This window comes from Streptomyces qinglanensis (assembly GCF_900111245.1).
Classification (GTDB): domain Bacteria; phylum Actinomycetota; class Actinomycetes; order Streptomycetales; family Streptomycetaceae; genus Streptomyces; species Streptomyces qinglanensis.
Window position 1 is genome coordinate 442,936 of sequence record NZ_FOGO01000003.1, and the last position, 25,321, is coordinate 468,256.

The window sequence follows — 25,321 nt, forward strand, 5'->3', positions numbered from 1 at the left end:
ACGCCCCGACCCGCAGCTCCGTCCCGGCTCCGCGGACACCCCCGGAGCACCGTGCGAAGGGAAAGCCCGTGCCCGTTTTCGACCGTCCGCTCCGCCACACCCTGAGACTCGCCGCGGCGGCGGCGCTGTCGCTGGCCTGCCTGTCGGCCCAGCAGGCCGGTGCCGCGCCGCTGCCTTCCGCACCGGCCGGGACCACCGCCACCGGCCGGGCCGCCCTCTCCCCCGACCGGTTGGCCGACGGGGTGCGGGGCCGGGACGTGGCCCGCCACCTGCGGGCCTTCCAGCGGATCGCCGATGCCGAGGGCGGCAATCGGGGCTACAACCGGCCCGGATTCACCCGCTCGGTGCGGTACGTGGCCGGCAAGCTGGCAGCGGCCGGATACGAGGTCGAGAGGCAGCGGGTGCCCTACACCGACTTCGACATCGCCGAGGAGCGGCTCTCCGTGCGGTCGGGGAGCGGCGACGGCCGGCGGGTGCCCGTCCTGATGACCCGCTTCACTCCGTCGACCTCCGCGGCCGGTCTCGATGCACGGGTGGTCGCACTGCCCCGCGGGAGGACGGGCTGCACGGCATCGGACTACGACGGCGTGACCGCGCGCGGGGCGGTCGTCGTACTGGCCCGCGACGCCTGCGGATTCGGCCACCAGCAGCAAGTGGCCGCGCAGGCCGGCGCGCGGGCGGTGGTGATGTACTACCCGACCCCGTCGCCGCAGAACAACTACCGTCTGATGGGCCTGCCCCGGGAGAACTTCGTGATCCCGATGGGGATGGTCTCCCAGACCGACGGCGAACGACTGGCGCGGCAGGCCGCCTCGGACGAGGGCGCCCGGGTGCGGCTGACACTGCGCGGAGACGACGTGCGGCGCACGACGGTGAACGTCATCGCCGAGACGAGGGGCGGCGATCCGGACGACGTGGTGGTGATGGGCGGCCACCTCGACAGCGTGCCGGAGGCGCCGGGCATCAACGACAACGGCTCCACCGCCGCGACCGTGCTGCAGACGGCGCTGGAACTGGCACCGCACCAGGACCGGGTGCGCAACAAGGTGCGGTTCATGTGGTGGGGCGCCGAGGAGCTCATCGACGTCGGCTCCGGCTACTACGTCGACCACCTCTCGCCCGCCGAGCGCGGCAGGATCGCCGCCGTTCTCAACGCGGAACTGCTCGCCCCGTCCAACTACGGGCGCTTCGTCTGGGACCCGGGAACCGGCGGCAGCCACCGGATCGCCGAGCTGTTCGCCGGGTACTTCGAGCGGCGCGGACTGCCCTTCGAGCGGCAGGACCCGGGCGCGATCGGCTCCGACCACCTGGTGTTCCAGGCCGCGGGCATCCCGGTCGGCGGGCTGGACGGGGGCAATCTGCAGGTGAAGACCCCCGAGCAGCAGGCACGCTTCGGCGGCACGGCGGGGCGGATGTTCGATCCCTGCTACCACCAGCCGTGCGACCGGCTGGAGGCCATCGACCGGACGGCGCTGGACACCAACGCCCGCGCGCTGGCCTGGGTCCTGGGCGAACTGGCGCTGAAGGACGGCGCCGTACGCGGGATACGGGCCGCCGGGTAGCCCGGCCGGGCACACGCGGTCACCGGCGGGGCCGGGTGACCTGGCCGCCGGTGACCGCGTGTGCCCGCGGCCCTCAGGCCCCGTCAGACCCCGTCAGGCCGCAGCCGGCCGGCCCGTCAGCCCGCCGCGTCCGGGGACGCGGTGAAGGAGGCCGGGCCCTCCTGGGAAGCCTGCTTGATGCGGAAGTGCGCGTACTCCTTCAACGTCGGCAGCTCGTCGAGGCCGAACCAGCCGACCTCCAGCGACTCCTCGTCGTTGACGCGCACGGCACTCGCCGCCGCCGCGGTGGCCCGGCAGCGGAAGACGATGTCCATGAACTGGCAGATGTCCCCGTTGGGGTAGGTGACGGGCTTGTCCAGCGCGTACACCCCGACCAGACGCTCGGCCACGCACCGGACGTTGGTCTCCTCCTGCACCTCGCGCACCGCGCAGTCGGCCGGCTGCTCACCGGGCTCCGGGATGCCGCCGATCACCGCCCACCGGCCGGTGTCGGCCCGCCGCCCCAGGAGCACCCGCCCCCGGTCGTCGAAGACGACGACGCTGACGCCGGGCAGGTGGAGGAGCTGGTGACCGGCGGAGCGCCGCAGGTCGCGGATGTAGTCGGGAGTCGCCATGATCCGACCCTAAGCCGGGCGGGATCCGCGCGCCGCCCGAGGCGGCAGCGGGCGGCACGCGGGGATCAGGCCGCCCGCAGCGCGTGCAGCCGGGCGCGGATGTGGTGGACCGCCGCCTCCGCGTCGTCCACGGTGACGGTGAACAGCCGGCCGTCGCCCAGCCGGAGCACCAGCCCCTCCCCCCGCCGGATGACGACGGCGGTGCCCTTCTCGGGCCGCCAGCGGTAGCCCCAGCCGCCCCAGTGCCGCGGGGTGACGCGGGGGGCGTGCTCGGCGTGCACCACGTCGCGCAGGTGGATGCGGCGGCGCGGGACACCGGCGTGCCCGCACCGCACCTCCAGCGTGTCGTTCTCCACCTTCACCTCGACGTGCACGAAGGCGAGGGTGCCGAAGAGGACGAGCAGGCCGACGGCGACGCAGCCGACGACGGACATGATCCGCGGCACCACCCCACCGGGCCAGGTCATGTCCACCGCGAGATCGATGCCCAGCGCCAGGCATCCGACGCCGACGGCGGCCAGGCCCCACTGCAGCCGGCTGCTGGCCCGCCCGGTCCAGACCTGTGCGCCCGGCGGCGGGACGACGTGCCGGGGAGGCGCGGGGGCGGGGCTGCGGGCGGCTTCGCCGCGGGGTCCGGCGCCGCCCTGGGCGGATGCGGCGCCGTCGCGGGGACGGTCACTCATGTCGGCAGCGTACTCGCGGGAGCCCGCACCGGCAGCCGGAGCGGGCCGTGTCAGCCACCGGGAACCGGACCGGCCCCCGCCCGCAGCCGTCCACGGGCGCCGCGAGCCCAGGACCGGCACGCCCCGGCGGACGGACCCGCGGCAGCCGGGCCCCGGCCCCGGCGCGTGGCCGCCCAGGGGGCCGGGCGGTCAGGCCCGCGCGGCGGAGGCCGTGTTCCCCGCGGCCAGCAGTCGGCCCTCCGGGTAGCTGAAGGCCGCGTCCGGGAGGGCGGCCGTCCTGCCGCTGTGCAGCACGGTGAGCTCTCCGGTGGGCGCCGCCTCCGGCTCGGGGCTGACGCCGGCGCGGCGCAGTGCCTGGGCGCAGACGGCGGCGGCCGACCCGTACAGCGCGGGGCCCTCGGCGCGGGTGCCGCGCAGCGCTTCCTGGATCCGGCTGCCGACCAGCTCGTAGTGGGTGCAGCCGAGCACGACCGTCTCCACGCCGGCGGGGGTGCGCTCGGCGGCCGCGCGCACGGCCTCGGCGATCAGGGTTTCGGAGCCGCTCTCCACGGCGTCCGCGAGCCCGTGGCAGGGCACTCCGGTGATGTCGGCGCCGTTCCCGAACTCCTCGATCAGCCGTCGCTGGTAGGGGCTGCCGGTGGTGGCCGGGGTTGCCCAGATGGCGATCCGCCCTCCGGTGCGCACGGCGGCCGCCGCCGCGGGCTTGACGGCCGGGACGGTGCCGATGACGGGCAGGCCGGGTTCCAGTTCGGCGCGGAGCGCGGGCAGCGCGTGCACCGAGGCCGTGTTGCAGGCGACGATCAGCGCGGCCGGACGGTGCTCGGCGGCGGCCCGGGCGCAGTCCCGCGCACGCGCGGCGATGTCCGCGCCGTCGCGGGGCCCCCACGGCAGTCCGTCCGGGTCGGAGGAGAGCACGAGGTCGGCGTCGGGGCGTGCGCGTCGCACCGCCGCGGCCGCGGGCAGCAGGCCGATACCGGAGTCCAGTAGCGCGATCTTCATGTGGAGGAACTGTACTTCACGGACGAAGACCGCCCCCGTCCGCCGCTGCCCCGGGCCACGGTCCGTGCACATGGTTCCGTGTCCGGCGCGCGGCGCGGCGCCGCCGGGGGCCGGTGTACGGCAGACTCCGCACGATGAGCGCGCTCACCTGGACCTCGGCCGTTCCGCTCGCCTCGCTGGCCGCGTGGGTGTGGCTGCTGCTGGGGCAGGGCTTCTTCTGGCGGACCGACGTCCGGCTGCCGCGCCCCGGCGGGCCGGAACCGGTCCACTGGCCCGCGGTGTGCGTCGTGGTTCCCGCCCGGGACGAGGCCGGGGTGCTGCCGCTGACCCTGCCGACGCTGCTGGCCCAGGACTACCCGGGAGGGACGCGGATCGTGCTGGTGGACGACGGGTCCCGGGACGGCACCGGCGCCGTCGCCCGGGAGCTGGCGGCGCGGGCACCGGAGGGGCCGCCGCTGACGGTGCTGGAGCCCGGCGAGCCCGCGCCGGGCTGGACGGGGAAGCTGTGGGCGGTGCGGCAGGGCATCGAGCACGCCCGCCGCGCCCCGGCGGAGCCGGAGTTCCTGCTGCTGACCGACGCGGACATCGCGCACGAACCGGACTCGCTGCGCCGCCTGGTGCGGGCCGCGCTCGGCGGGCAGCTCGACCTGGTCTCGCAGATGGCGCGGCTGCGGGTGCGCACCGGGTGGGAGCGGCTGATCGTGCCGGCCTTCGTGTACTTCTTCGCCCAGCTCTATCCGTTCCGCCGGGTCAACAGGCCCGGTGGCCGCACCGCGGCGGCGGCGGGCGGCTGCGCACTGCTGCGGACCGCGGCCGCGGTCAGCGCCGGGGTGCCGGACAGCATCCGGGACGCGGTCATCGACGACGTCTCGCTGGGCCGCGCCGTCAAGCGCTCCGGCGGCCGGATCTGGCTGGGCCTCGGCGACCGGGTGCGCAGTGTGCGCCCGTACACGGGGTTGGAGCCGCTGTGGCGGATGGTGTCGCGCAGCGCCTACGCGCAGTTGCGCAACAGTCCGTTGCTGCTCGCGGGCACCGTGCTGGGGCTCGTGCTGGTCTACCTGGTGCCGCCGGTGTGGGCCTGCGCGGGCTCGCCGGTCGCCGGAGCCGGGTGGCTGGCGATGACCCTCTCGTACGTACCGATCCTGCGCTACTACGGGCAGCCGGTCTGGCTGGCGCCGCTGCTGCCGGTGACGGCGGCGCTGTATCTGGCCATGACCGTCGACTCGGCGGTACAGCACCACCGGGGCCGGGGAGCCGCGTGGAAGGGCCGCACCTACTCCTGAGGGCACGGCCCGCTCACCGCAGCACGGCCCCGGGGCCCGTCACTTGCGGCCCGGTGTCCACTGCATGCCCCAGCCGTACTCCTCGTCCACGGTGCGCTGCGGGCTGACGCCGCGCCGCGGGACGAGGTAGCGGGCCTCGCGGCGCACCATCAGCTCGCCCCGCTCGTTGCTGATCAGGGCGAGGGCGCAGACGGTGGAGGGGACCGTGCACTCGTCGAGGGAGAAGTCGACGGGCGCGCCGTGCTGCGGCTGCAGGGTGACGGTCGCGTGCAGCCCGGCGAAGCTGCGGGCTCCCTCGTAGATGGTGACGAAGATGAGGATGCGGCGGAGTTCGGCGGCATGGTCGAGGTTGATGGTGAGGTTCTCGCCGGTCTCCACCGCGCCGGTCCGGTCGTCGCCGTCCAGGTGGATGTAGGGCGGCCGGTTCAGCGAGCCGAAGGAGTTGCCGAGGGCCTGGACGACGCCCTTGCGCCCGTCGGTGAGCTCGTAGAGAGCGCACAGGTCCAGGTCGGGGCCGGTGAGGGCGCCCATGGCCCGGGTCAGCCGCCCGGCCAGGCCCTTCGGCTGCTGGGCCTGGGTCGTCCAGTTGAGGTTGACCCGCATGGCGCCCGAGGTGCCGCCCTGCTTGGTGAGCGAGACCGAGGGGGCCTCCTTGGTGAGCGTCACCTTGGTCAGCCGCACCGGCGCGGATCCGGTGGCGGGCGGGGCCGCGGGAGGCGCGCTCGGCGCCGCGGCGGAGGCCGGAGCGGCAGGTGCGGAGACCTGGGGCAGTTGCGGTGCCCGGACGCCGGGCGGTGCGGGGACGTGCGGCGTCGGAGCGCTGCTCGGGTCCGGCGGCGGGGTGCCGGTACCGGCTGTGGTGGGCGTGCTGCCGGCGGGTGCGGCGTCGTCGACGCTGATGCCGAAGTCGGTGGCGAGCCCCGCCAGTCCGCTCTCGTAGCCCTGGCCGACGGCGCGGAACTTCCAGGCGCCCTGCCGGCGGTAGAGCTCCCCGAGCAGGTACGCGGTCTCTCCCGCCGCGTCCGTGGGGTCAAAGCGGGCGATCTCCTGGCCCGAGGACGGTCCGCCGACGGTCGCGTCCAGCAGCCGCACGTAGAGGCCGGGGACCTGTCCGAAGCTGCCGCCGTCCGCGGAGGCGGCGACGACGATGCGCGTGATGTCCGGCTCGACGCCGTCCAGTTCGACGGTCAGTTCGTCGGTGCAGGCGGCGCCTATCGGGTTCTTCCCCTCGTGCCGGACGGCGGAGGAGGAGTGCCGCGGCTGGTTGTAGAAGACGAAGTCGTCGTCGGAGCGGACCTTGCCCTGCTCGGTCAGCAGCAGCGCCGAGGCGTCGACGTCCGGCACGAGGGGGCCGGACGACCAGCCGAGTTCGACCCGCACCGCCGTGGCGGGTACGGGGACGTTCGTCCCCTTGCGCATCGTCATGGCCACTCCCCCTGGGTTCGGTTCCTGCGTACCGCTCCCCAACCTATTGCACTGCGCCACCGCTGCCGAAGCCCCCTCGCTCCGACTCCCCGGACTCGAACATCTGGCAGGGGTATGGGCGTTCTATGTCCTAGCCGGTGGGCTTATGCTTCTGTCAGCTTCCCCTCCCGCGCGCCCGCAACAGGGACAGGCGGGAACAAGCCATGTCCCTGTGCCTGATCAGCCGTCATCGTGGTCGGCATGGGGGGTATTCGCCCTGTTCGGGCTCTCCCGCGTGCGCCTCTGGCGCGGCTGCCTCCGATGGGGCGAAAACCGGCTCCCGCCTGCACCGACAGGGAAGGCGTAGGCGTTCCTTCCGCACCTCTCTAGTGCCGATGCTGATTTTGGGCTTAACTTATGAGTATGACCTCCCCCCGCAGCTCTTACAGCGGCGGCTACTACGCTGCACCGTCCTACCCCGAGACGCCGATCTACGACAGTCTCGTCGCTGAGCGGGGCACGCCGCAGATCGCTCCCATCCGGGTGCCGTCGGCCTATGACACGGGAGGCACGGGCAGCGCACTCGCGGCGCTGCCTCCCGCCCTGCCCGCGGGCCCGGCAGCGCCCCAGCAGCCCGGCTCCCTGCAGTACTCCGCACCGGCGCCGTCCTACGGCTACCCGTCGGCCGCCGCGCCCCAGCCACAGATGCCGCAGCCCGCGCCGCAGCAGGCGCCGATGCGCCAGCAGCCGATGCGCCAGGCGCCCGCCGCGCTGCCGCCCGGAGGCGGCGCAGGCCAGGGGGGACCCGTGCCGCTGCAGCACACCCCGGCACCGCACATCCCGCAGCAGGCGCAGCGCGGGTACGGCTACCCGGGCCCGGCGCAGCCGCAGCAGCCCGTGCAGCAGCAGCCGCAGCCGCAGGTCCAGGTGCAGCAGTACCAGCAGCAGGCGGTGCACAACCAGGCCACGCAGTACATGCGCCCGGTGGCGCCGCGGCCGGCCGCGCCCCGCCAGATGCCCGGGCAGTACGAGGAGCCCTACGACGGCTACCAGTACCCCGGCCGCGGCTACTGAGCGGTCCGCACACCGCGCCGGCGCCGCAGGCGTGCACCGCCGTTGGGGAGACGGCGGTGCACGCACACTGCTCCCGGGGCTCAGTCCTCCAGCAGCCGGGACCTGATCAGGAAGCGCACCCCCTCGGGGGCTTCCAGGGAGAAGCCGCTGCCTCTGCCGGGGACGGTGTCGACGGTCAGATGGGTGTGGCTCCAGTAGGCGAACTGGGCGGCGGACATCCAGAACGGCACCGGGTCCGGCACGCCGTCGATCCGCAGCTCGCCCAGGAGGACGTCGGAGTCCCCGGTGCGGAACTCGCCGCGCTCGTAGCACATGGGGCTGCTCCCGTCGCAGCAGCCGCCGGACTGGTGGAACATCAGCGGCCCGTGCTTGCCGGTCAGCATCCGCAGCAGCTCGGCGGCGGCCGGTGTGACGGCGACCCGCTCGGGCTCCGTACGGCCGTCCGCAACCGGCCGCGCCGGAGCGCCGTCACCACTCCGCCCGGCCGGAGCGCCCTGTGGCCGGGCCTCCATCAGAACAGTCCCATTTTCTGCGGTGCGTAGCTGACCAGCAGGTTCTTCGTCTGCTGGTAGTGGTCGAGCATCATCTGGTGGTTCTCCCGGCCGATACCCGACTGCTTGTACCCGCCGAACGCGGCGTGCGCCGGGTAGGCGTGGTAGCAGTTCGTCCACACCCGTCCGGCCTGGATGGCACGGCCCGCCCGGTAGGCGCGGGCGCCGTCGCGGGTCCAGACCCCGGCGCCGAGGCCGTAGAGGGTGTCGTTGGCGATCCGCACGGCCTCGTCGAAGTCCTCGAAGGCGGTCACCGAGACGACGGGCCCGAAGATCTCCTCCTGGAAGACGCGCATGTCGTTGCCGCCCTCCAGGACGGTGGGCCGCACGTAGTAGCCGCCCTCCAGTTCGCCGCCCAGTTCGGCGCGGACCCCGCCGGTGAGCACCCGGGCGCCCTCCTGCTGCCCGATGTCGAGATAGGAGAGGATCTTCTCCAACTGGTCGTTGGACGCCTGGGCGCCCACCATGGTGTCGGTGTCCAGCGGATGGCCCTGCACGATCGCCTCGGTGCGCGCGACACCGGCGTCCAGGAAGCCGCGGTAGTGGCTGCGCTGGATGAGCGCGCGCGAGGGGCAGGTGCACACCTCGCCCTGGTTGAGGGCGAACATGGTGAAGCCTTCCAGGGCCTTGTCGAGGAAGTCGTCGTCCGCGGCCGAGACGTCGTCGAAGAAGACGTTGGGGCTCTTGCCGCCCAGCTCCAGGGTGACGGGCTTGAGGTTCTCGGAGGCGTACTGCATGATCAGCCGGCCCGTGGTGGTCTCCCCGGTGAAGGCCACCTTGGCGACCCGGGCGCTGGCGGCCAGCGGCTTGCCCGCCTCGGCTCCGAAGCCGTTGACGATGTTGACGACACCCGGCGGCAGCAGATCGGCCACCAGGCTCATCCAGTAGTGGATGGAGGCCGGGGTCTGCTCGGCGGGCTTGAGTACGACGGCGTTGCCCGCGGCCAGCGCGGGGGCCAGCTTCCAGGCGGCCATCAGGAGGGGGAAGTTCCACGGGATGATCTGCGCGACCACGCCCAGCGGCTCGTGGAAGTGGTAGGCGACGGTGTCCTCGTCGATCTGGGAGAGCGAGCCCTCCTGGGAGCGGATCGCGGCGGCGAAGTACCGGAAGTGGTCGATGGCCAGCGGGATGTCGGCGGCCAGCGCCTCCCGGATCGGCTTGCCGTTCTCCCAGCTCTCGGCGACGGCCAGTTCCTCCAGGTGCGCCTCCATCCGCTGCGCGATCTGGTTGAGGAGCTGTGCGCGCTCCGCGGGCGGCGTACGGCCCCAGGCGGGTGCCGCCGCGTGGGCTGCGTCGATGGCCCGTTCGACGTCCTCGGCGGTGCCGCGGGCGATCTCGGTGAAGACGGCGCCCGTCACGGGGGTGGGGTTCTCGAAGTATCCGCCCTGCTTCGGAGCGACGTAGCTGCCGCCGATCCAGTGGTCGTAGCGCGGCTGGTAGCTCATCAGCGCGCCGTCGGTTCCCGGTGCGGCGTAGCGGCTCATGCTCTGCCTCCCTGTGCTCGGCGCACACGGCGTCCTGGCGTGTGCGCAGGCGTTCCTCGGCCCGCCCGGCGGTGGGCGGACACGGTTGCGGGGAGGTTAGCCGCGGGGACGTTGCGGATACGTTGCGTGCCTGTTCCCGGCGCCGCCCGGCCCGGGGACGGAGGGCCGCAGCCCGTAGGCGGCCCGCAGCTCCCGCACCCGTGCCGCCGTACCCGGCGTGGGGCGTGCGGCGTGCAGGGCCTCCCACATCTCCAGGTCCTCCTCGCCGGCCGCGGTGCACAGCCAGCGCTCCAGCAGCCGCGGCTCGGGGCGGGTGAGCAGCCGGCGGCGCAGCCGCTGCTCCAGCAGCCTGCGCAGCCGCAGCACTCCGGGCGCCGACGAGCCCGGCAGCAGCGGACCGCTGCAGGCGTCCAGGGCCGCACCGGGGTCGTCCGCGGCGAGTGCGTCGCCGACCGTGTCGTAGTCGGTGTGCGGGCGTTCCCGCAGCCGGTAGGGACGCGAGTCCAGCAGCGGGCCCAGCAGGTGCCGCAGCCGGGAGAGTTCGGCGCGCAGCGTGACCGGGTGCACCTCCCGCTCCCCGTACAGTTCACGGGCCAGCTCCTCGCCCGTCAGCCCGTCGGGGTGCGCGGCCAGCAGCAGCACGATCTCGCTGTGCCGCCGCCCCAGCCGCAGCGGCCGGCCGGACGCGCGGGTCTCCGGGGTGTGCAGCAGCGCCTCGTCCCGGCCGAGGACGGCGAGTGTGCAGACGTCCGGCGGCAGCGGGGGGCCGCTCGCGCGGGGGTCCGCTTCCGGAGCCGCCAGGCATGCTTCGGCCGCCCGGGCCGTGGCCTGGACGAGGGCGAGGCTGTGCGGTGATGCGAGGTGGTCGCCACCGGTCAGGTCGACGGCGCCGATGACCCGGCCGGTGCGCGGGTCGTGCACCGGCGCGGCGGCGCAGGTCCAGGACTGCACCGGGCGGCAGTAGTGCTCGGCGCCGAAGATCTGGACGGCGTGGTCGACCGCGAGGGCGGTGCCGGGCGCGTTGGTGCCGCTGGCGCGCTCGGACCACCGGGCGCCGGGGACGAAGTTCATCCGCTCGGCGCGGCGCAGCACCTGCCGGTGGCCCTCCACCCAGAGCATGGTGCCCTGCTCGTCGCAGACGGAGAGCAGATGGGCCCCGTCCTCGGCGATCGTGCCCAGCAGTTCACGGAAGAGCGGCATGGCGCGCGCCAGCGGGTGGGCCTCCCGGCGCCGGGCCAGTCCGGCGTCGTCCATCTCGACGCCCGCCATGCTCTCGGGGGCCAGCCGCGCCCCGGCGCAGCGGCGCCAGGAGTCGGCCACCACGTCGCGGACGGGCGCGGCGACGGTGCCGCCGGTCAGGAATCGTTCGTGGGCCCGGCGCAACTGCCCGGCCCGCTGGACCGCGTCGGCACCGGCCTCGAGTGCCAGCCATGGATTGCGCACCCCGTCATCGTGCAGCGGGTCAGGTCCGCAGACAACGGCTGCGGCGCACTGCGCACGGCGGGCCGCCGCCCCGGGGACGGCCGCTCCCGGGCACGCCCGTACCCGGGTCGCCGGCCGCGGTGCGGCCGACAGCCCGGGCGCCCCGGTCAGGGCAGCCGCGCGGGGGTGCCCTGACCGGGACCGGGGCGCTCCCCCGGCTCGGTCAGACCTCGACATCCTCCAGGATGCCGAGCGCGTCGGGCACCAGGACGGCGGCCGAGAAGTACGCGCTCACCAGGTAGGAGACCAGCGCCCGCTCGTCGATGCCCATGAAGCGGACGTTCAGGGACGGTTCGAGCTCGTCCGGGATCCCGGTCTGGTGCAGCCCGATCACGCCTTGGTCCTCCGCCCCGGTGCGCATGGCCAGTACCGAGGTGGTGCCGTCCGCGCGGATCGGGATCTTGTCGCAGGGCAGCAGCGGGATCCCCCGCCAGGCGTGTGCCGTGGCACCCTCGGCCTGGACCCGCTCGGGGTAGATGCCGCGGCTGCTGCACTCCCGGCCGAAGGCGGCGATGGCGCGCGGATGCGCCAGCAGGTACCGGGTCCGGCGGCGGCGGGAGATCAGCTCGTCCAGGTCCTCCGGGGTGGGGGCGCCGGTGCGGGAGCGGATGCGCTGGGTCAGGTCGGCGTTGTGCAGGAGTCCGAACTCGCGGCTGTTGACCAGCTCGTGCTCCTGGCGCTCGCGCAGCGCCTCGACGGTGAGCCGCAACTGCTCCTGCACCTGGTTCATCGGGTCGTTGTAGAGGTCGGCGATCCGGCTGTGCACCTTGAGCACGGTCTGGGCGACGGCCAGCTCGTACTCGCGCGGGTTCAGCTCGTAGTCGACGAACGTGCCCGGCAGCGGAACCTCGCCGAGATGGCCCGAGGCCAGGGCGATGTCGGCCTCGCCGCGCCGGTTCTGCGCGGGCAGGGTGCGGGCGAGGGCGGTGTCGAGGTGGTGGCGCAGCGCCGGGGAGGCGTCGGCTGTGCGCCGGAACGTCTCGCGGGGCAGCGCCAGCACCGTGCAGCGCGTGGTGGCGCGCAGGGTCTGCTGCCAGTTTCCCGGGTCCGGGGTGAGGATCTGGTCCCCGGCGTGGTCGCCGTCGGCGATGACGCCGAGTTCGATCTCGTCGTCGTACTGCCCCGCGGCCTCCTTGACGACACGGCCGTGCGCGATCAGCAGCAGTTCGTCCGCCGGTTCGCCGCGGACCGCCAGGGCGTCTCCGGGCTCGTACTCGCGTTGGGTGAAGCCGTCCGCCAGGGCGCGCAGGGCCGCTTCGTCCGCCAGGCCGCGCAGCAGCGGGATCTCCCGCAGCTCGGCGGGGATGACGTCGACCTCGGCGCCGGTGGAGACGAACTCGATCCGGCCGTCCCCCAGGGTGTGGGTGAGCCGCCGGTTGACGCGGAAGGTGCCGCCGGTGGTCTCCGTCCAGGGCAGGACTCGCAGCAGCCAGCGCGGGGAGATCCCCTGCATCTGCGGCGGCGTCTTGGTCGTGGTGGTGAGCTTGCGTGCGGCCGCCGTGGAGAGGCTGGCGCGGTCCTGCCGCAGCTCTTCGGGATGCGTGGTCATGTATGCCCGTTTTCCTGGTGTTTCCGACTGCCTGTTTTCCTGGGGACGCTTTTCCGGTCACCGCCGAGGACGGCTCTCCGGGCCGGGGACCATTGCCCCGGACACGGGTCAGTGGCCGATCTCGACGTCCTCGAGAATTCCGAGCGCGTCGGGCACGAGGACGGCGGCGGAGTAGTAGGCGCTCACCAGATACGACATGACGGCCTTTTCGTTGATCCCCATGAAGCGGACCGAGAGACCCGGGCTGTACTCGTCGGGAATTCCCGTCTGATGGAGTCCGACCACCCCCTGGGCCTTCTCGCCGGTGCGCATCGCCAGGACGGAGGTGCTGCCCTGCGGGGTGACCGGGATCTTGTTGCAGGGCAGGATGGGGACGCCGCGCCAGGCGGGCACCGAGTGCCCCTCGTGGTCGGCGGACTGCGGGTAGAGCCCACGCCTGCTGCACTCCCGGCCGATGGCGGCGATCGCCTTGGGGTGGGCCAGGATGACGCTGGGGTCCTTCCACACGGTGGCCAGCAGTTCGTCCAGGTCGTCGGGGGTGGGCGGACCGGAGCGGGTGTGGACGCGCTGCCGCATCCCGGCGTTGTGCAGCAGACCGATCTCGCGGTTGTTGACCAGTTCGTGCTCCTGGCGCTCGCGCAGCGCCTCGACGGTGAGCCGCAACTGCTCCTCGAGCTGGTTCATCGGGTGGTTGTAGAGGTCGGCGACCCTGGTGTGGACGCGCAGCACGGTCTGGGCGACTTCCAGTTCGTACTCGCGGGGGCTCAGCTCGTAGTCGACGAACGTGCCCGGCAGCGGCGCCTCCCCCAGGTGTCCGGAGGCCAGCTCGATCGCGGACTCGCCGTTCTCGGTGCGCCGGGAGGGGATGGAGGCGCCGGCGGAGGCCAGGTGGGAGCGGAGCGAGTCGGCACCGGCCAGGACGGTGTCGAAGGCGCCGCGCTCCAGGGTGAGGACGGTACCGCTGGTGAGCGCGGTCAGGGTGCGGTCCCAGGTGCCCGTCTCGCCGGTCATCAGCTGGTCGCCGACGAAGTCCCCGTCCGCGAGCACGCCCTGGGTGACGTCCTCGTCGTACCGGCCCCGGACCGACTGGCGCAGTTTGCCGTGTGCGATCAGTACCAGCCGGTCGGCGGGCCGGCCCTCTTCCAGGATCACCTCGCCGGGGCGGAAGTCGCGCTGCTCGCACCGGTCGGCGAGGCTCTCCAGCACCGCGTGGTCGTCGTAGCCGCGCAGCAGCGGGAGCTCGGTGAGCTCCAGCGGGACGACCCGGACCTCGGCGCCGGTGGAGACGAACTCCACCCGGCCGTCTCCGAGCGTATGGGACAGCCGCCGGTTCACCCGGAAGGTCCCGCCCGTCACCTGTACCCACGGCAGGGCCCGCAGCAGCCACCTCGAGGTGATCCCCTGCATCTGCGGGGGCGTCTTCGTGGTGGTCGCGAGATTCCGTGCCGCTTCCGTGGCGAGACTCTGCTGCGCCTGGTCCGCACTCCCGTTCCCGGAATTCCGCTCCGCCGCAGTCGTCATCCGACACCGCCAATCTTTGTTGATGCGCCGTCATATCGCTTGTTGCGGAATGAAGTTAAGTACGCGGCACGGGAAGCGGCAATCGCCCGAAAGAGACGGCTGCGCCCCGAATGCCCGCGCGATTCCCGGGTAAGATCACCAACTTTTCCTACCGAGCGTGACGACTGCGCGAGTGATCTCACTGTGTGCGACCTCCGTGTCGCACAGCGACCCTCCCCGCATCCGGGTCCGAGCAGATGTGCGGAAAACAACGGCGTACACACGTCCGACCCGCGCCCGGTGTCCGGCACCGGAAGGCGACTCAGTAAACTCGGCGGATCACGAGGGGAACGCAGTGCACCGGCGAGCCCGACGACCAGGAGAGGGGACCGACGGACCCGAAGACCCGGCAGCCGGTCGTGCGGCAGTCGGCCGGCTCGACGGCCCGTGGCCCGACGGCTCCTCTCGTGCGGGTACCGCACCCGGTGCACGGACGGCGAGAGGGGGTGCAGCGGTGCGCACTGTCGCCGGTCTGTGGCGCTGGCGGAGCAACCCGCTGTGCCGGCGCACCGACCGCCGGGAGGCATGGCTGTCCTTGTGCGCCGTGCTGCTGATCGCCCTCGCCGCCCCGCTGGCGGGATGGGCCGCCGCGGAGACCGCCCACGCGGCGCTGCTGCGCACCGCCCACGAGCAGCAGCACCAGCGGTCGCGGATTCCGGCGACGGTCCAGCGCGTGACGGTGCTGCCGCCGTTGGACTCCGAGACCGAGACCGGCGCCGGGGCGCAGAACCGCCACCGGATCACGGCCCGGTGGGAGGGACCGGACGGCACCCCGCACACCGGGGTCATCGTGCTCCGCCACCCTGTGGAGCCCGGCTCCCGCTTCCCGGTGTGGACGGACGCGCACGGGCGTCTGACCTCCCGTCCGATGAGCACACACAGCGCCCGGTCCTACTCGCTGCTGGCCGGGCTGGCCATCGGCGCGCTCGCCGCCGGAGGGCTGGAGGCCGCCAGGCGACTGACCGTACGGCTGCTGCTGCGGCGCAGGTACGCGCGCTGGGACGAGGAGTGGGTGCGCATCGGCCCCGACTGGGGCCGCACCGGAACCAGCACCTGAGAAACGCCCCTTCCCGGCATGTCCCGTTCCGAACGGGTGTCCGCGCCGGTCACTCGGTCGGACCCGTCACCGCAGAGCACCAGCGCACGCTACGGTGGTGCGGCCGGCCCGGACAGCGCACGCAGTGCTCCGTGCGACCGGCGCAACGCATCTCCGCACGAACGAGGTTGGGGCACAGCACTCCATGGCACAGGGCTCGGTCCAGGTGACGCACAGCGGCACGTCGCGGTGGCGGCGGCGCACGGGCGAATACGCATCGTTGTCCGCCGCACTGGAGGTGGCGGGCGACGGCGACGTCCTCACCGTGGCACCCGGCACCTACCGGGAGAACCTGGTCATCGAGCGCATGGTGACCCTGCGCGGCCCCGAACGCGGCGGCTCCGGACCGGTCAGGATCGCCCCCGCGGACGGGGTGGCGCTCACCGTGCGCTCCGCCGCGCTGGTCCAGGACCTGCAGATCGAGGGCCAGGACTCGGCCGTGCCCGCCGTGCTGGTGGAGGACGCGGCACCGGAACTGGCCGGGCTGCGGGTGATGACCCGCTCGGCCTCGGGGATCGAGGTGCGCGGCAGCGCGCGGCCCACGGTACGGCGCTGCACCGTGGACAATCCGGCCGGTCTCGGCTTCAGCATCACCGGGGGCGCCGGGGGCGTCTACGAGGAGTGCGAAGTGGTGGCCGCGGGCCAGTCCGGTGTCCTGGTGAGAGACGGCGCCCGGCCCCGGCTCGCGCACTGCAGGGTGCACCTCGCCTCGGGCGCGGGCATCGCGCTGCAGGGCGAAGGCAGCACCCTGGAGGCGCTGGACTGCGAGATCTACGAGATCAAGGGCAGCGGCCTGCGCGTCGCCGGGCGCGCCAGCGGGCACTTCACGGACTGCCGGGTGCACCGGACCTCGACCGACGGGGTCACCCTGGACACCGACGCCGTGCTCACCCTCGCGGACTGCGACATCCACGACATCCCGGAGAACGCGGTCGACCTGCGGTCCCGCTCCGTGCTGACCCTGACCCGCTCCACGGTGCGCCGGTTCGGCCGCAACGGCCTGTCCGTGTGGGATCCGGGAACCCGCGCGGACGCCAACGGCTGCGAGATACACGAGAGCACCGGCGACTACCCGGCGGTGTGGGTCAGCGACGGTGCCACCGCGGTACTCGACACCTGCCGGGTGCACTCGGTGCCCGACGCGCTGTTCGTCCTGGACCGGGGCTCGCGCGCCGACGTCCTGGACAGCGACCTCTCCCAGGTGCGCGGCACCGCCGTCTCGGTGAGCGACGGCGCCGTCGTACAACTGGACGACTGCCGCATCAGCAAGGCCGCCACCGGCGCCTGGTTCCGCGACCACGGCAGCGGCGGAGTGCTCAACGGCTGCACCATCGACCAGGCGGCGACCGGCGTGATCGTCACCAAGGGCGCCGATCCCACCATCGAGCGCTGCACGGTCAGCGGTTCCGGCGAAGCCGGGTTCTACGTCTCCGCCGAGGGGCGCGGGACGTTCCACAACTGCCGGGTGTCCGGCTCGCGCGGCTACGGCTTCCACGTGATCGACGGCTGCCGCACCACGCTGCGCCGCTGCCGCACCGAGCGCTGCACGCGCGGCGGCTACGAGTTCGCCGAGGAGGGGCCGACCGTCGAGGACTGCAGCAGCGACGAGAGCGCCTCCGCGGTCACCGCTGCGCCCGCCGCGCCCTCCCCGGCGCCCGTCTCCCCCACCCCGCCCGCCGAGGGTCCGGCCGGGCTGCTCACCGCGCAGGCCGCGGTGCCCCGGCAGCGCTCGGAGAGCCCGTCACCGACGGCGCCGACGGCGGCAGCCGCACCCGGCGACGGCACGGCCGGCGAGAACGTGGAGGACGCGGCGGAGGAGGCACCGCGCCCCGCCAAGGAAGTGCTGGGGGAACTCGACGGGCTGGTCGGGCTGGACGCCGTCAAGCGCGAGGTCCGGGCACTCACCGACATGATCGAGGTCGGCCGCAGGCGGCAGCGTGCCGGGCTGAAGGTGGCGTCCGCACGGCGGCACCTGGTCTTCACCGGATCGCCCGGCACCGGCAAGACCACGGTCGCCCGGCTCTACGGCGAGATCCTGCACTCGTTGGGGGTGCTGCGCCGCGGGCATCTGGTGGAGGTCTCCCGCGTGGACCTGGTCGGCGAGCACATCGGGTCCACGGCGCTGCGCACCCAGGAGGCGTTCGAGAAGGCCAAGGGCGGTGTGCTGTTCATCGACGAGGCGTACGCGCTCGCCCCGCAGGACTCGGGCCGCGACTTCGGCCGCGAGGCCATCGACACCCTGGTGAAGCTGATGGAGGACCACCGGGACGACGTGGTGGTCATCGTGGCGGGCTACACCACCGAGATGGAGCACTTCCTGGCCGCCAACCCCGGTGTGGCCTCACGCTTCTCCCGCACGATCACCTTCGGCGACTACGCCCCGGAGGAGCTGCTGAGCATCGTCGAGCAGCAGGCCGAGGAGCACGAGTACCACTTGGGCGGCGGCACGCGGCAGGCGCTGCTGGAGTACTTCGGGCAGCTTCCCAAGGGCCCCTCGTTCGGCAACGGGCGCACCGCGCGGCAGACGTTCGAGGCGATGGTCGAGCGGCACGCGGGCCGGGTCGCGCAGCTTCCCGACCCGAGCACCGAGGACCTCACCCTGCTCTACCCCTCGGATCTGCCCGGCCCGGTCTGAGCGGCCGGCGGGTCCGCCGCACCGGACCCCCGCCGGTCCGGCTGCCGACCGGGCCGCCGGTCGGCGTCCTGGTCCTGCCGCGGGCACGGGCAGGCGCCGGTTGCGGGGAGAGCCCGCCGGGCGCGGTCCGCGAGGCGGGCCAGCAGCCCCGCCCGCTCCTCGGCGAAGGCCGGGTCCGCCTGGTAGTCCCCGTGCGCCAGGACCGGTTCGGGCAGCGGCAGCGCACGGGTGCGGCCGTAGGCGACGGGGTCGCGCAGCGGGCCGCGGTCGACTCCGCGGCAGTCCTCGGGCGGTCCTGGCTCGGGAGCGTCGGCGCGCTCGGGCCGCACCGGACCGCCGATCGGGTCGGTCAGCCGCCACAGGTTGCGCCAGCACTCCAGATCACCGTGCAGGGCGGCCAGCCGGTGGGGGCCGAAGTAGGCGGGGAACCAGCGCCCGTAGAGCCGTTCCAGGGGTGAGCCGTAGGTGAGGAGCGCGACCTGGCGGCGGGTGCCGGGATCCAGTTGCCAGACCGCCGCGGCCGCCAGGACGCTGCCCTGCGAGTGGCCGGAGATCACCAGGCGCCGTTCGGGCCGCCGGTCGGTCCACATCGCCATCCGCCAGGCCAGGTCGGGCACGGCGCGTTCGGCGTAGCAGGGCGGCGCGAACGGGTGGGCGCAGCGCGGCCAGAAGGTGCCCACATCCCACAGGATGCCGATGGTGCGGCGGGCCGAGGCGTCCCGGTAGGCGCGGCGGCCCCAGGCGAGGAGCAGGACGAAGGCGAACCCGACCAGCCAGGAGCCGAGGGCCTGCACGGCGTCGGCGGACCCCGCCACGACGCCCGGCGCTCCGTCCGTCGCCTGCCCGGGCACCTGGCCGGTCAGCAGCGTGCCGAGCACGGCCGCACCGCCCATGACGAGTGTGGCGGCGGCGACGGCCGCCACCAGCCGGGGCGCCCGGTCGGTGAGTCCGGCGCGGGCGATGGTGGCGGCGATCCGGCGGGAGCGGGACGGGTCGGGCAGCGATTCGGGGTACCCGGCCGCCACGTCGTCGGTGAGCCGCCGGGTGTCGCGCCACACGCGCACGGCGGACCAGCCCGCCAGCAGCAGCACCAGGACCAGCAGAACGGGGATGACGGACGCCTGCCAGGTGAGGATGGTCGGCGGTCCGGCGATGCGGCCGCCGCTGCCGCCGGACGCGCCGGGGCCGTCGAGCCAGTCCCCGACCCGTTGGCAGACCCCGCCGGAGAGCACGCCGCCCAGCGCGCAGGCGAGCATCGCCACGCATCCGGAGGCCGTCCCGCGCAGCGCCGTGCGGGGGACCCGCGTGCGGCGGTGCAGTCGCAGGCCCAGCACGCCGAGCGCGACCACGAGCGTGCCCTGGAGCACCGCGAGGACGCTGAACGTCTCGTCGCCGGGGAGGGTGCCGCCGGAGGTCCAGTCCGGACGGCTCCAGCCGGTGTGCACGACGGCCGAGAGCAGTACGGCGAGGGAGGCCGGGGGCAGCCCGCGCACCGCGAGCGAGTCGACGCCGTCGTCCGGTGCGGTCTCCTTGCGGCCCCGGCCGCAGACGACGAACAGCACCCAGGCGGCTCCCGCCAGCACCAGCCCCGTCAGCAGCCGTCCGGTGAGGTCCAGCGGGGTGCTGCCGCCGGGCGCCCGGTCGTGCCCGGCGGTGGCCGCGGTGAGCGCGGCGGCGACGGTCAGGAATCCGGCGGCGGTGTGCGCGGCACGCAGCCGGGCGACGAGGCGCTTGCCGTACCAGAAGCCGGGCAGCGACAGCGGTGGCCGCCCCTCGGCCGCGGGGGCGCCTTCGGGAACGGTGCGCTCCAGCGGCGGCTGGGATTCGTAGGCGCTCCAGGTGCGGTGCGAGAGCCACCACAGCAGCACGGTCACGGCAGCGGGCAGCACGGCGGCGAGGGCGAGCCGGCGGCCCGGCTGGCTCCACCAACTGCCGGGGTCCGCGGGTTCTTCGGGCGCGGCCAGGAACGCCAGCCAGGAGTGTTCCCCGGCGCAGCGGGCGGCCCCGGCGCACTGCCAGGCGACCAGGTCGAGCGCGACCTCGCAGGCCGCGGCGACCAGCAGCACGGTCAGGGAGAGGGCCAGCAGCCGCACCAGCAGGCCGTGCAGCCGTACGGTGCGGGCACGGCCGCAGGAGGCGGGCCGGGTCCAGTGGGCCAGATTGGCCACCATGAACGGCAGCAGGATCAGCCACAGGGCGCGGGCGCCGTTGCCGGAGGTCAGGTTCGACCAGCAGTACGCCTCCGGTACCGCTCGGCCCGTGTAGTCCTCCGGGCGCTGCTCGGCGTCCGTGTCGTCCGTGCGCCGGTGGATCGCCGCCGTGCCGTCCCCGGTGACGCGCTCGGTGCGCGGGTCGCCGAGCATCTCGGCGGCGGACGTCCCGCCCACTCCGTGTACGAGCAGTTCCAGCGCGAGGCCCGGCGGGCTGCCGGGTGCACTGGGTGCGCCGGGTGCGTTGGCTGGGTGGTCTGTCGGCACTGCGCTTCCCCCGGTTCCCCCGAACGGTGTGTCAGCTTCGTGTCGGCTCCGGTGCCAGCATCACTGCCCGCGGCGCCCTGTGCCAGCCCCCCACGGGTGAGAGCGGGGTGCGCGGGGCTCGATCGAGACAGCGGCGCGGCTGTGGCGCGCGTGGGAGGATGGGCCGACCGGTGGCCTCCCCACAGCCCCGACACCCGGTCACGAAAGGAACGGAGACAGCGGCAGTGAGCGACAACCAGAACCTCCTCGCCGAACAGCGGCGCGCGCTGATCCTGGAGGAGGTACGGCGCCGGGGCGGCGCCCGGGTCAACGAGCTGACCAGGAAGCTGTCGGTCTCGGACATGACGGTGCGGCGCGACCTGGACGCGCTGGCCCGGCAGGGCGCCCTGGAGAAGGTGCACGGCGGCGCCGTGCCGGTCGCCGAGGCCAGCACGCACGAGCCGGGGTTCGAGGCGAAGTCCTCGCTGGAGCTGAGCGCGAAGGAGGACATCGCGCGCGCTGCGGCCACCATGGCCCAGCCCGGCAGCGCGATCGCCCTCTCGGGCGGTACGACGACGTTCGCGCTGGCGCGGCACCTGCTGGAGGTGCCGAACCTGACGGTGGTCACCAACTCGGTGCGGGTCGCCGATGTCTTCCACGCGGCGCAGCGGAGCGGCACCGGGGCCGGGACCGCGGGGAGCCGTCCGGGCGCGGCGACGGTGGTGCTGACCGGCGGGGTGCGGACGCCCTCGGATTCGCTGGTGGGTTCGGTGGCGGACGCGGCGATCCGCTCGCTCCACTTCGACGCGCTGTTCCTGGGGGTGCACGGCATATCGGTGGAGGCGGGGCTCTCCACCCCGAATCTGGCGGAGGCGGAGACGAACCGGCAGTTCGTGGGCTCGGCCCGGCGGGTCATCGTGGTCGCGGACCACACCAAGTGGGGCACGGTGGGGCTGAGTTCGTTCGCCTCGCTGGACCAGGTGGACGCGCTGGTGACGGACAGCGGGCTGCCGTCCGGGGCGCGGGAGGAGATCCAGGAGCGGCTGCCGGAGCTGGTGGTGGCCGGAGAGCAGGACGGCGAGGGGTTCGCGGGCGCGTTCTGAGCCGGGCCCGCGCCTGCCCGCGGCGGCTGCCGGGGGGCGGTGCCGGGGGGCGGTGCCGGGGGGCCGGGTGGTGGAGCCGGGTGGCTCTGCCGGCGCCGCGCGGGGCTGCACACGGCCCGTCGGCGGGCCGGTGCGGCACGCCCGGCCGACGGAGTTCGCGGACCCCGCCGGGCTTCGCGGGCTCTCCCGCGCCGCCCGCGGGCCGCGGCGGGAGCCGCTAGTGCGGCTCCACCCACTCCCCCGAGGCCAGGAACCGCTCCAGGGTGCGCGTGTAGGGAGCGATGTCCAGGCCCTGCCGGGCCAGCCAGGAGTCCGCGTAGTACTTGTCCAGGTACCGCTCGCCCGGGTCGCACAGCAGGGTGACGACGCTGCCCTGCTCGCCGGCGGCCAGCATCCGGGCGACGATCCGCAGGCTGCTCCACAGTCCGGTGCCGGTGGACCCGCCGGCCCTGCGGCCCAGCACCCGGTCCAACTGCCGCACGGCGGCGACGCTGGCGGCGTCCGGGACCTTCATCATCCGGTCGACGGCGGCGGGCACGAAGCTGGGCTCCATCCTGGGCCGTCCGATGCCCTCGATCCGGGAGCCGCAGTCACTGGTGGCCTCCGGGTCGCCGCGCGTCCAGCCGTCGAAGAAGCAGGAGTTCTCCGGGTCGGGGACGCAGACCCGGGTGTCGTACTGCATGTAGCGGATGTAGCGGGCGAAGGTCGCCGAAGTGCCCCCGGTTCCGGCGGTGGCGACGATCCACGCGGGTTCCGGGTACCGCTCCCCGGCGAGCTGCTGGTAGACGGACTCGGCGATGTTGTTGTTGCCCCGCCAGTCGGTGGCCCGTTCGGCGTAGGTGAACTGGTCCATGAAGTGGCCGCCGCTCTCCGCGGCGAGCCGTGCCGAGACCTCGTAGACGGTACGCGGATCGTCCACCAGGTGGCAGGTGCCGCCGTGGAACTCGATCAGCCGGGTCTTCTCGCTGCTGGTCGTGCGCGGCATCACCGCGATGAACGGGACGCCGATCAGCTTGGCGAAGTACGCCTCGCTCACCGCCGTGGAACCGCTGGACGCCTCGATGACGGGCCGCCCCTGCCGGATCCAGCCGTTGCACAGCGCGTGCAGGAACAGCGAGCGGGCCAGACGGTGCTTGAGGCTGCCGGTGGGATGCGTCGACTCGTCCTTGAGGTACAGGTCGACGCCCCACTCCTCGGGCAGCGGGAAGGCGAGCAGATGGGTGTCGGCGCTGCGGCCGCTCTCGGCCCGCACCTTGCGTACCGCTTCCTTCAGCCAGCCGCGGCGGTCCGGGTCGCTGCGGTCGACGTCCTGGGTGGGGAGGGCGGGGACGGGTGGGGCGGGGTCGGTGGTGCTCACAGGCCGATCATAGAGGGGGGTCGGTAGACAGCGGCGGACATGGGCATGCTCCCGGCAGGGGTCGGGCTCTCCGGGGGTGTACGCGCACCGCCCGGGGGTACCCAGACACCTCTGCTGGGCAGATCCGGTGGGAGCCGGTGGGAGGCGGTGTGCGGTGGCGGAGCCGGAGTTCGACGCGACCGGGGTGGGGATCAGCCGGATGCTCCGCTCCCTCACCCGGGCCGGCCACGTGCTGGTGCGGGACGGGGAGCTGGTGCTGCTGACCAGTTACGGCAGCGAGATCGACAGCGCGCCGGTCGACGAGGTGCGGATCAGCGGCTACGGGCTGCGCGACCAGGCGCTGGCGACGCTGCGCGGCAGAAGCTATCTGCTGCGCCTGGGCCGGGGGCACCGGGAGGGTCTGCTGTCGGCCCTGCGCACGGCGCGGGCGAAGGCCGCCGCGGAGCGCGGTGTGCTGGGCCGGTGAGAGAGCACTTGCCGCCGTTCCGTGACCGGATCGTCGCAGCGCGTTTGCGCCTCGGCCCGTCCACTCCCATCCTGGCTCTGTAGCGCACATCACATGTGATCCGTCCCCGCCACCGGCGGCCCCTCGTGAGGGAGTCACAGTCGTGATCAGTCCACCGAGCAGCACCCGTACACCGCCCTCGGCGCGGCACTGCGCCGTGGAGTTCCAGGCGCTGCCCCCGCGCATAGGGCAGGTCCGAAGAATCGTCTCCGCGCAGCTACGGTACTGGCGACTGGATACCGTCCTGGACGTCGCGGCCCTCCTGCTGACCGAGTTGCTGGCCAACGTCCACCGGCACGCGGATCCCGGGGCCGGCGGCGCCGGTCCGGCTCCCGCCGACAAGCACTGCACCGTGGAACTGTCCCTGGTCGGGGACCGGCTGACGGTCTCGGTGCACGACCACGACCCCCGGCTGCCCCGGGTCCGCGGCGCGGCGTCCGACGAGTCGCTGCCCACCAGTGGGCGCGGGCTCGCGCTGGTGGCGTCGCTCAGCGAGAGCTGGGGGGTGCGGGCCCGGCCCGACGGCTCGGGGAAGACCGTGTGGTTCTCGCTGCCGGTCCCGGCCCCGGAGCCGGCCGCGCGGGTCCGGGGCCGTGCGGGCCGTGCCGCCCGGGACGCCGCCGCACCGGAGCCGCCGTCCGGTCCGGCCCCGGTGCCGCCCCCCGCCGAGGTGGAGCCGGCGGCAGCGGGCTGAGCGGGCAGAGACGCCCGGTACGGCCCCGGCGACGGCCACCGGTACCGGCTTCCCTCCCTGCCCGCACGCCATGGCCTGCAGTGGGCCGCGGGTCCGCCGGACCGAGCGGAGCAGGACCGGCTCCCTGGTGCGCGCGGGCACCGCGAGGGTGCGGGGGTCGGCGGCGCGCCGCGCACCGCCGACCCCCCCAGCGCAGGTCGAGGGCGAGGGTCATCGGGCTGCGGCGGTGCCGCTCATCGCCTGCTGCCCGCGCGCTCCGCGTTCCGCTCGCGGCTGCTCTCGGCCAGCACGGAGGTGCGCCGCCAGTACTCGTCCTCGTCGATCTCGCCCTGTGCGAAGCGCCGGTCCAGGAGGTCCAGCGGGCTCTCGGTGCCGTGCGCGGCGTGCTGCGGCTGCCGCCAGGGGCCGCGGCGGCGCCGGAGGAAGACGCCGGTCGCGACGAGGGCGGCCCAGATGAGCGGGAAGAACAGGATCCAGGGGCCCGGTCCCCCCGCGCCGTGCCAGTGGGCCAGGGTCTGCATGGTCGTCAGCTCCTCGGTAGCGGTCGGTGGTGCCTTGCGCTACCGAGACTGCGCGCGGGGAGGGGCTCGGGGCGTCGTACGGCCGGCGGCGGTACGGGTACCTCTCCGGAAGTACCGCGGGGGTGCCGGGCTGCTCCGCGGCGGACGCGGCCCGGCGGGGCTACTCCGCCGGGAGAAGGTCCCGGCGGCTCTGGGCGGCGGCCTCGCGGCGCATGCACACCCGGGGCCAGCGGTCCAGCCCGGCGGCGGTCTCCCGGGACCGGATCTCGCGCAGTCCGGGGCCGAGTTCGTGCGCGGCGAGGGTGCGGAAGCCCAGGCGCGCGTAGTAGGGCGCGTTCCAGGGGACGTCGGTGAAGGTGGTGAGGGTGAGTGCGGGTATCCGCTCGGCCGCCGCCCGGACCGCCAGGTGGTCGAGGAGGGCGCGTCCGATGCCGCGCCGGGCGCGGTCCGGGTGGACGGAGAGCTGCTCGACGTGCAGGCAGCCGTCGACCGGTTCGGTGAGCGCGTAGGCGACCGGCGGGCCGCCGCCGTCGTCGTCAGTGGCGACCCACAGTCCGCCCGCTTCCGCGAACTCGCGCAGGCACTGCCGGGTGGGCGGCTCGTCGTCGGCTATCTCCGGCATGCCGATGCCGCGGAACCACCGGCCCGCCGCCCGTTCGATCTCCTGGAGCCTGCCGAGTTCGCGGGCGGTACCCGCTCGGATGCGCAT

General features: G+C 74.2%; 21 protein-coding genes. 8 read left to right on the forward strand and 13 right to left on the reverse strand.

Annotated elements, in window-relative coordinates; genetic code table 11:
* Positions 1–68: 68 nt before the first annotated feature.
* On the forward strand, positions 69–1,562 hold the full coding sequence (locus BMX65_RS09025; protein ID WP_079171778.1) for a M28 family peptidase: 1,494 nt from the start codon (positions 69–71) through the stop codon (positions 1,560–1,562).
* 116 nt (positions 1,563–1,678) lie between these two features.
* Here the strand turns inward: BMX65_RS09025 and BMX65_RS09030 are convergent, their stop codons facing one another.
* The 3 genes from BMX65_RS09030 to BMX65_RS09040 form a co-directional block, all read right to left on the reverse strand.
* Positions 1,679–2,176 (reverse strand): NUDIX hydrolase, encoded by a 498-nt coding sequence (locus BMX65_RS09030; protein WP_074999638.1) that lies wholly within the window; start codon positions 2,174–2,176, stop codon positions 1,679–1,681.
* 65 nt (positions 2,177–2,241) lie between these two features.
* Positions 2,242–2,859, reverse strand: coding sequence for a hypothetical protein (locus tag BMX65_RS09035; RefSeq protein ID WP_107437432.1), 618 nt, complete (start codon positions 2,857–2,859; stop codon positions 2,242–2,244).
* A 189-nt stretch (positions 2,860–3,048) separates the two neighbouring features.
* Positions 3,049–3,858, reverse strand: coding sequence for a glutamate racemase (locus tag BMX65_RS09040; RefSeq protein ID WP_074999820.1), 810 nt, complete (start codon positions 3,856–3,858; stop codon positions 3,049–3,051).
* 134 nt (positions 3,859–3,992) lie between these two features.
* Between BMX65_RS09040 and BMX65_RS09045 the strand changes: the two genes are divergently transcribed.
* The gene (locus tag BMX65_RS09045; protein WP_074999639.1) at positions 3,993–5,141 is read left to right on the forward strand and encodes a glycosyltransferase; all 1,149 of its coding nucleotides are present in this window, start codon (positions 3,993–3,995) and stop codon (positions 5,139–5,141) included.
* Positions 5,142–5,180: 39 nt separating this feature from the next.
* Here BMX65_RS09045 and BMX65_RS09050 read toward each other — a convergent pair whose 3' ends face one another.
* On the reverse strand, positions 5,181–6,566 hold the full coding sequence (locus BMX65_RS09050) for a TerD family protein (RefSeq protein WP_074999640.1): 1,386 nt from the start codon (positions 6,564–6,566) through the stop codon (positions 5,181–5,183).
* A gap of 402 nt (positions 6,567–6,968) precedes the next feature.
* On the opposite strand from BMX65_RS09050, the gene BMX65_RS09055 reads away from it, so the two are divergent.
* Positions 6,969–7,619 (forward strand): DUF6643 family protein, encoded by a 651-nt coding sequence (locus BMX65_RS09055; protein ID WP_074999641.1) that lies wholly within the window; start codon positions 6,969–6,971, stop codon positions 7,617–7,619.
* 80 nt (positions 7,620–7,699) lie between these two features.
* Here BMX65_RS09055 and BMX65_RS09060 read toward each other — a convergent pair whose 3' ends face one another.
* The 5 genes from BMX65_RS09060 to BMX65_RS09080 all read right to left on the reverse strand — a co-directional run bounded on the left by BMX65_RS09060 (position 7,700) and on the right by BMX65_RS09080 (position 14,206).
* Complete coding sequence (locus BMX65_RS09060; RefSeq protein ID WP_074999642.1) at positions 7,700–8,131, reverse strand: DUF779 domain-containing protein; 432 nt, start codon at positions 8,129–8,131, stop codon at positions 7,700–7,702.
* Positions 8,131–9,654: an acetaldehyde dehydrogenase ExaC gene (gene exaC / locus BMX65_RS09065; RefSeq protein ID WP_074999643.1), complete on the reverse strand. Its 1,524-nt coding sequence runs from the start codon at positions 9,652–9,654 to the stop codon at positions 8,131–8,133. Before exaC ends, BMX65_RS09060 begins: the two co-directional genes overlap by 1 nt.
* Before the next feature lie 96 nt (positions 9,655–9,750).
* Positions 9,751–11,097 (reverse strand): helix-turn-helix domain-containing protein, encoded by a 1,347-nt coding sequence (locus BMX65_RS09070; RefSeq protein ID WP_079171779.1) that lies wholly within the window; start codon positions 11,095–11,097, stop codon positions 9,751–9,753.
* Positions 11,098–11,299: 202 nt separating this feature from the next.
* Positions 11,300–12,685, reverse strand: coding sequence for a family 2B encapsulin nanocompartment shell protein (locus tag BMX65_RS09075; RefSeq protein ID WP_074999644.1), 1,386 nt, complete (start codon positions 12,683–12,685; stop codon positions 11,300–11,302).
* A 108-nt stretch (positions 12,686–12,793) separates the two neighbouring features.
* On the reverse strand, positions 12,794–14,206 hold the full coding sequence (locus tag BMX65_RS09080) for a family 2B encapsulin nanocompartment shell protein (protein WP_074999645.1): 1,413 nt from the start codon (positions 14,204–14,206) through the stop codon (positions 12,794–12,796).
* Between the two features lie 493 nt (positions 14,207–14,699).
* Between BMX65_RS09080 and BMX65_RS09085 the strand changes: the two genes are divergently transcribed.
* Positions 14,700–15,302 carry an Rv1733c family protein gene (locus BMX65_RS09085; protein WP_074999646.1) on the forward strand — a complete coding sequence of 201 codons (603 nt, stop codon included), beginning with the start codon at positions 14,700–14,702 and terminating at the stop codon, positions 15,300–15,302.
* A gap of 184 nt (positions 15,303–15,486) precedes the next feature.
* On the forward strand, positions 15,487–17,976 hold the full coding sequence (locus BMX65_RS09090; protein ID WP_074999647.1) for a right-handed parallel beta-helix repeat-containing protein: 2,490 nt from the start codon (positions 15,487–15,489) through the stop codon (positions 17,974–17,976).
* On the opposite strand, the gene BMX65_RS09095 is transcribed toward BMX65_RS09090, so the two are convergent.
* Positions 17,946–20,453, reverse strand: a complete 2,508-nt coding sequence (locus BMX65_RS09095; RefSeq protein ID WP_074999648.1) for a hypothetical protein — start codon at positions 20,451–20,453, stop codon at positions 17,946–17,948. The two genes, BMX65_RS09090 and BMX65_RS09095, sit on opposite strands and share 31 nt — an antisense overlap.
* A gap of 224 nt (positions 20,454–20,677) precedes the next feature.
* Between BMX65_RS09095 and BMX65_RS09100 the strand changes: the two genes are divergently transcribed.
* Positions 20,678–21,535 carry a DeoR/GlpR family DNA-binding transcription regulator gene (locus BMX65_RS09100; protein ID WP_074999649.1) on the forward strand — a complete coding sequence of 286 codons (858 nt, stop codon included), beginning with the start codon at positions 20,678–20,680 and terminating at the stop codon, positions 21,533–21,535.
* 217 nt (positions 21,536–21,752) lie between these two features.
* Here BMX65_RS09100 and BMX65_RS09105 read toward each other — a convergent pair whose 3' ends face one another.
* The gene (locus BMX65_RS09105) at positions 21,753–22,892 is read right to left on the reverse strand and encodes a PLP-dependent cysteine synthase family protein (protein WP_074999650.1); all 1,140 of its coding nucleotides are present in this window, start codon (positions 22,890–22,892) and stop codon (positions 21,753–21,755) included.
* Between the two features lie 154 nt (positions 22,893–23,046).
* Here BMX65_RS09105 and BMX65_RS09110 point away from each other — a divergent pair, with 154 nt between their 5' ends.
* Positions 23,047–23,358: a hypothetical protein gene (locus BMX65_RS09110; protein ID WP_074999651.1), complete on the forward strand. Its 312-nt coding sequence runs from the start codon at positions 23,047–23,049 to the stop codon at positions 23,356–23,358.
* Positions 23,359–23,500: 142 nt separating this feature from the next.
* Positions 23,501–24,091 (forward strand): ATP-binding protein, encoded by a 591-nt coding sequence (locus BMX65_RS09115; RefSeq protein ID WP_074999652.1) that lies wholly within the window; start codon positions 23,501–23,503, stop codon positions 24,089–24,091.
* A gap of 233 nt (positions 24,092–24,324) precedes the next feature.
* Here the strand turns inward: BMX65_RS09115 and BMX65_RS09120 are convergent, their stop codons facing one another.
* Positions 24,325–24,612 carry an SHOCT domain-containing protein gene (locus tag BMX65_RS09120; protein WP_074999653.1) on the reverse strand — a complete coding sequence of 96 codons (288 nt, stop codon included), beginning with the start codon at positions 24,610–24,612 and terminating at the stop codon, positions 24,325–24,327.
* Between the two features lie 160 nt (positions 24,613–24,772).
* Positions 24,773–25,321, reverse strand: a complete 549-nt coding sequence (locus BMX65_RS09125) for a GNAT family N-acetyltransferase (protein WP_074999654.1) — start codon at positions 25,319–25,321, stop codon at positions 24,773–24,775.

Coding starts and splice junctions, on each gene's coding strand:
- exaC (WP_074999643.1), bottom strand. CDS start 9,654: ATGAGCCGCTACGCCGCACCGGGAACCGACGGCGCGCTGATGAGCTAC.
- BMX65_RS09060 (WP_074999642.1), bottom strand. CDS start 8,131: ATGGAGGCCCGGCCACAGGGCGCTCCGGCCGGGCGGAGTGGTGACGGC.
- BMX65_RS09040 (WP_074999820.1), bottom strand. CDS start 3,858: ATGAAGATCGCGCTACTGGACTCCGGTATCGGCCTGCTGCCCGCGGCC.
- BMX65_RS09030 (WP_074999638.1), bottom strand. CDS start 2,176: ATGGCGACTCCCGACTACATCCGCGACCTGCGGCGCTCCGCCGGTCAC.
- BMX65_RS09075 (WP_074999644.1), bottom strand. CDS start 12,685: ATGACCACGCATCCCGAAGAGCTGCGGCAGGACCGCGCCAGCCTCTCC.
- BMX65_RS09090 (WP_074999647.1), top strand. CDS start 15,487: ATGGCACAGGGCTCGGTCCAGGTGACGCACAGCGGCACGTCGCGGTGG.
- BMX65_RS09055 (WP_074999641.1), top strand. CDS start 6,969: ATGACCTCCCCCCGCAGCTCTTACAGCGGCGGCTACTACGCTGCACCG.
- BMX65_RS09125 (WP_074999654.1), bottom strand. CDS start 25,321: ATGCGCATCCGAGCGGGTACCGCCCGCGAACTCGGCAGGCTCCAGGAG.
- BMX65_RS09120 (WP_074999653.1), bottom strand. CDS start 24,612: ATGCAGACCCTGGCCCACTGGCACGGCGCGGGGGGACCGGGCCCCTGG.
- BMX65_RS09080 (WP_074999645.1), bottom strand. CDS start 14,206: ATGACGACTGCGGCGGAGCGGAATTCCGGGAACGGGAGTGCGGACCAG.
- BMX65_RS09050 (WP_074999640.1), bottom strand. CDS start 6,566: ATGACGATGCGCAAGGGGACGAACGTCCCCGTACCCGCCACGGCGGTG.
- BMX65_RS09035 (WP_107437432.1), bottom strand. CDS start 2,859: ATGAGTGACCGTCCCCGCGACGGCGCCGCATCCGCCCAGGGCGGCGCC.
- BMX65_RS09045 (WP_074999639.1), top strand. CDS start 3,993: ATGAGCGCGCTCACCTGGACCTCGGCCGTTCCGCTCGCCTCGCTGGCC.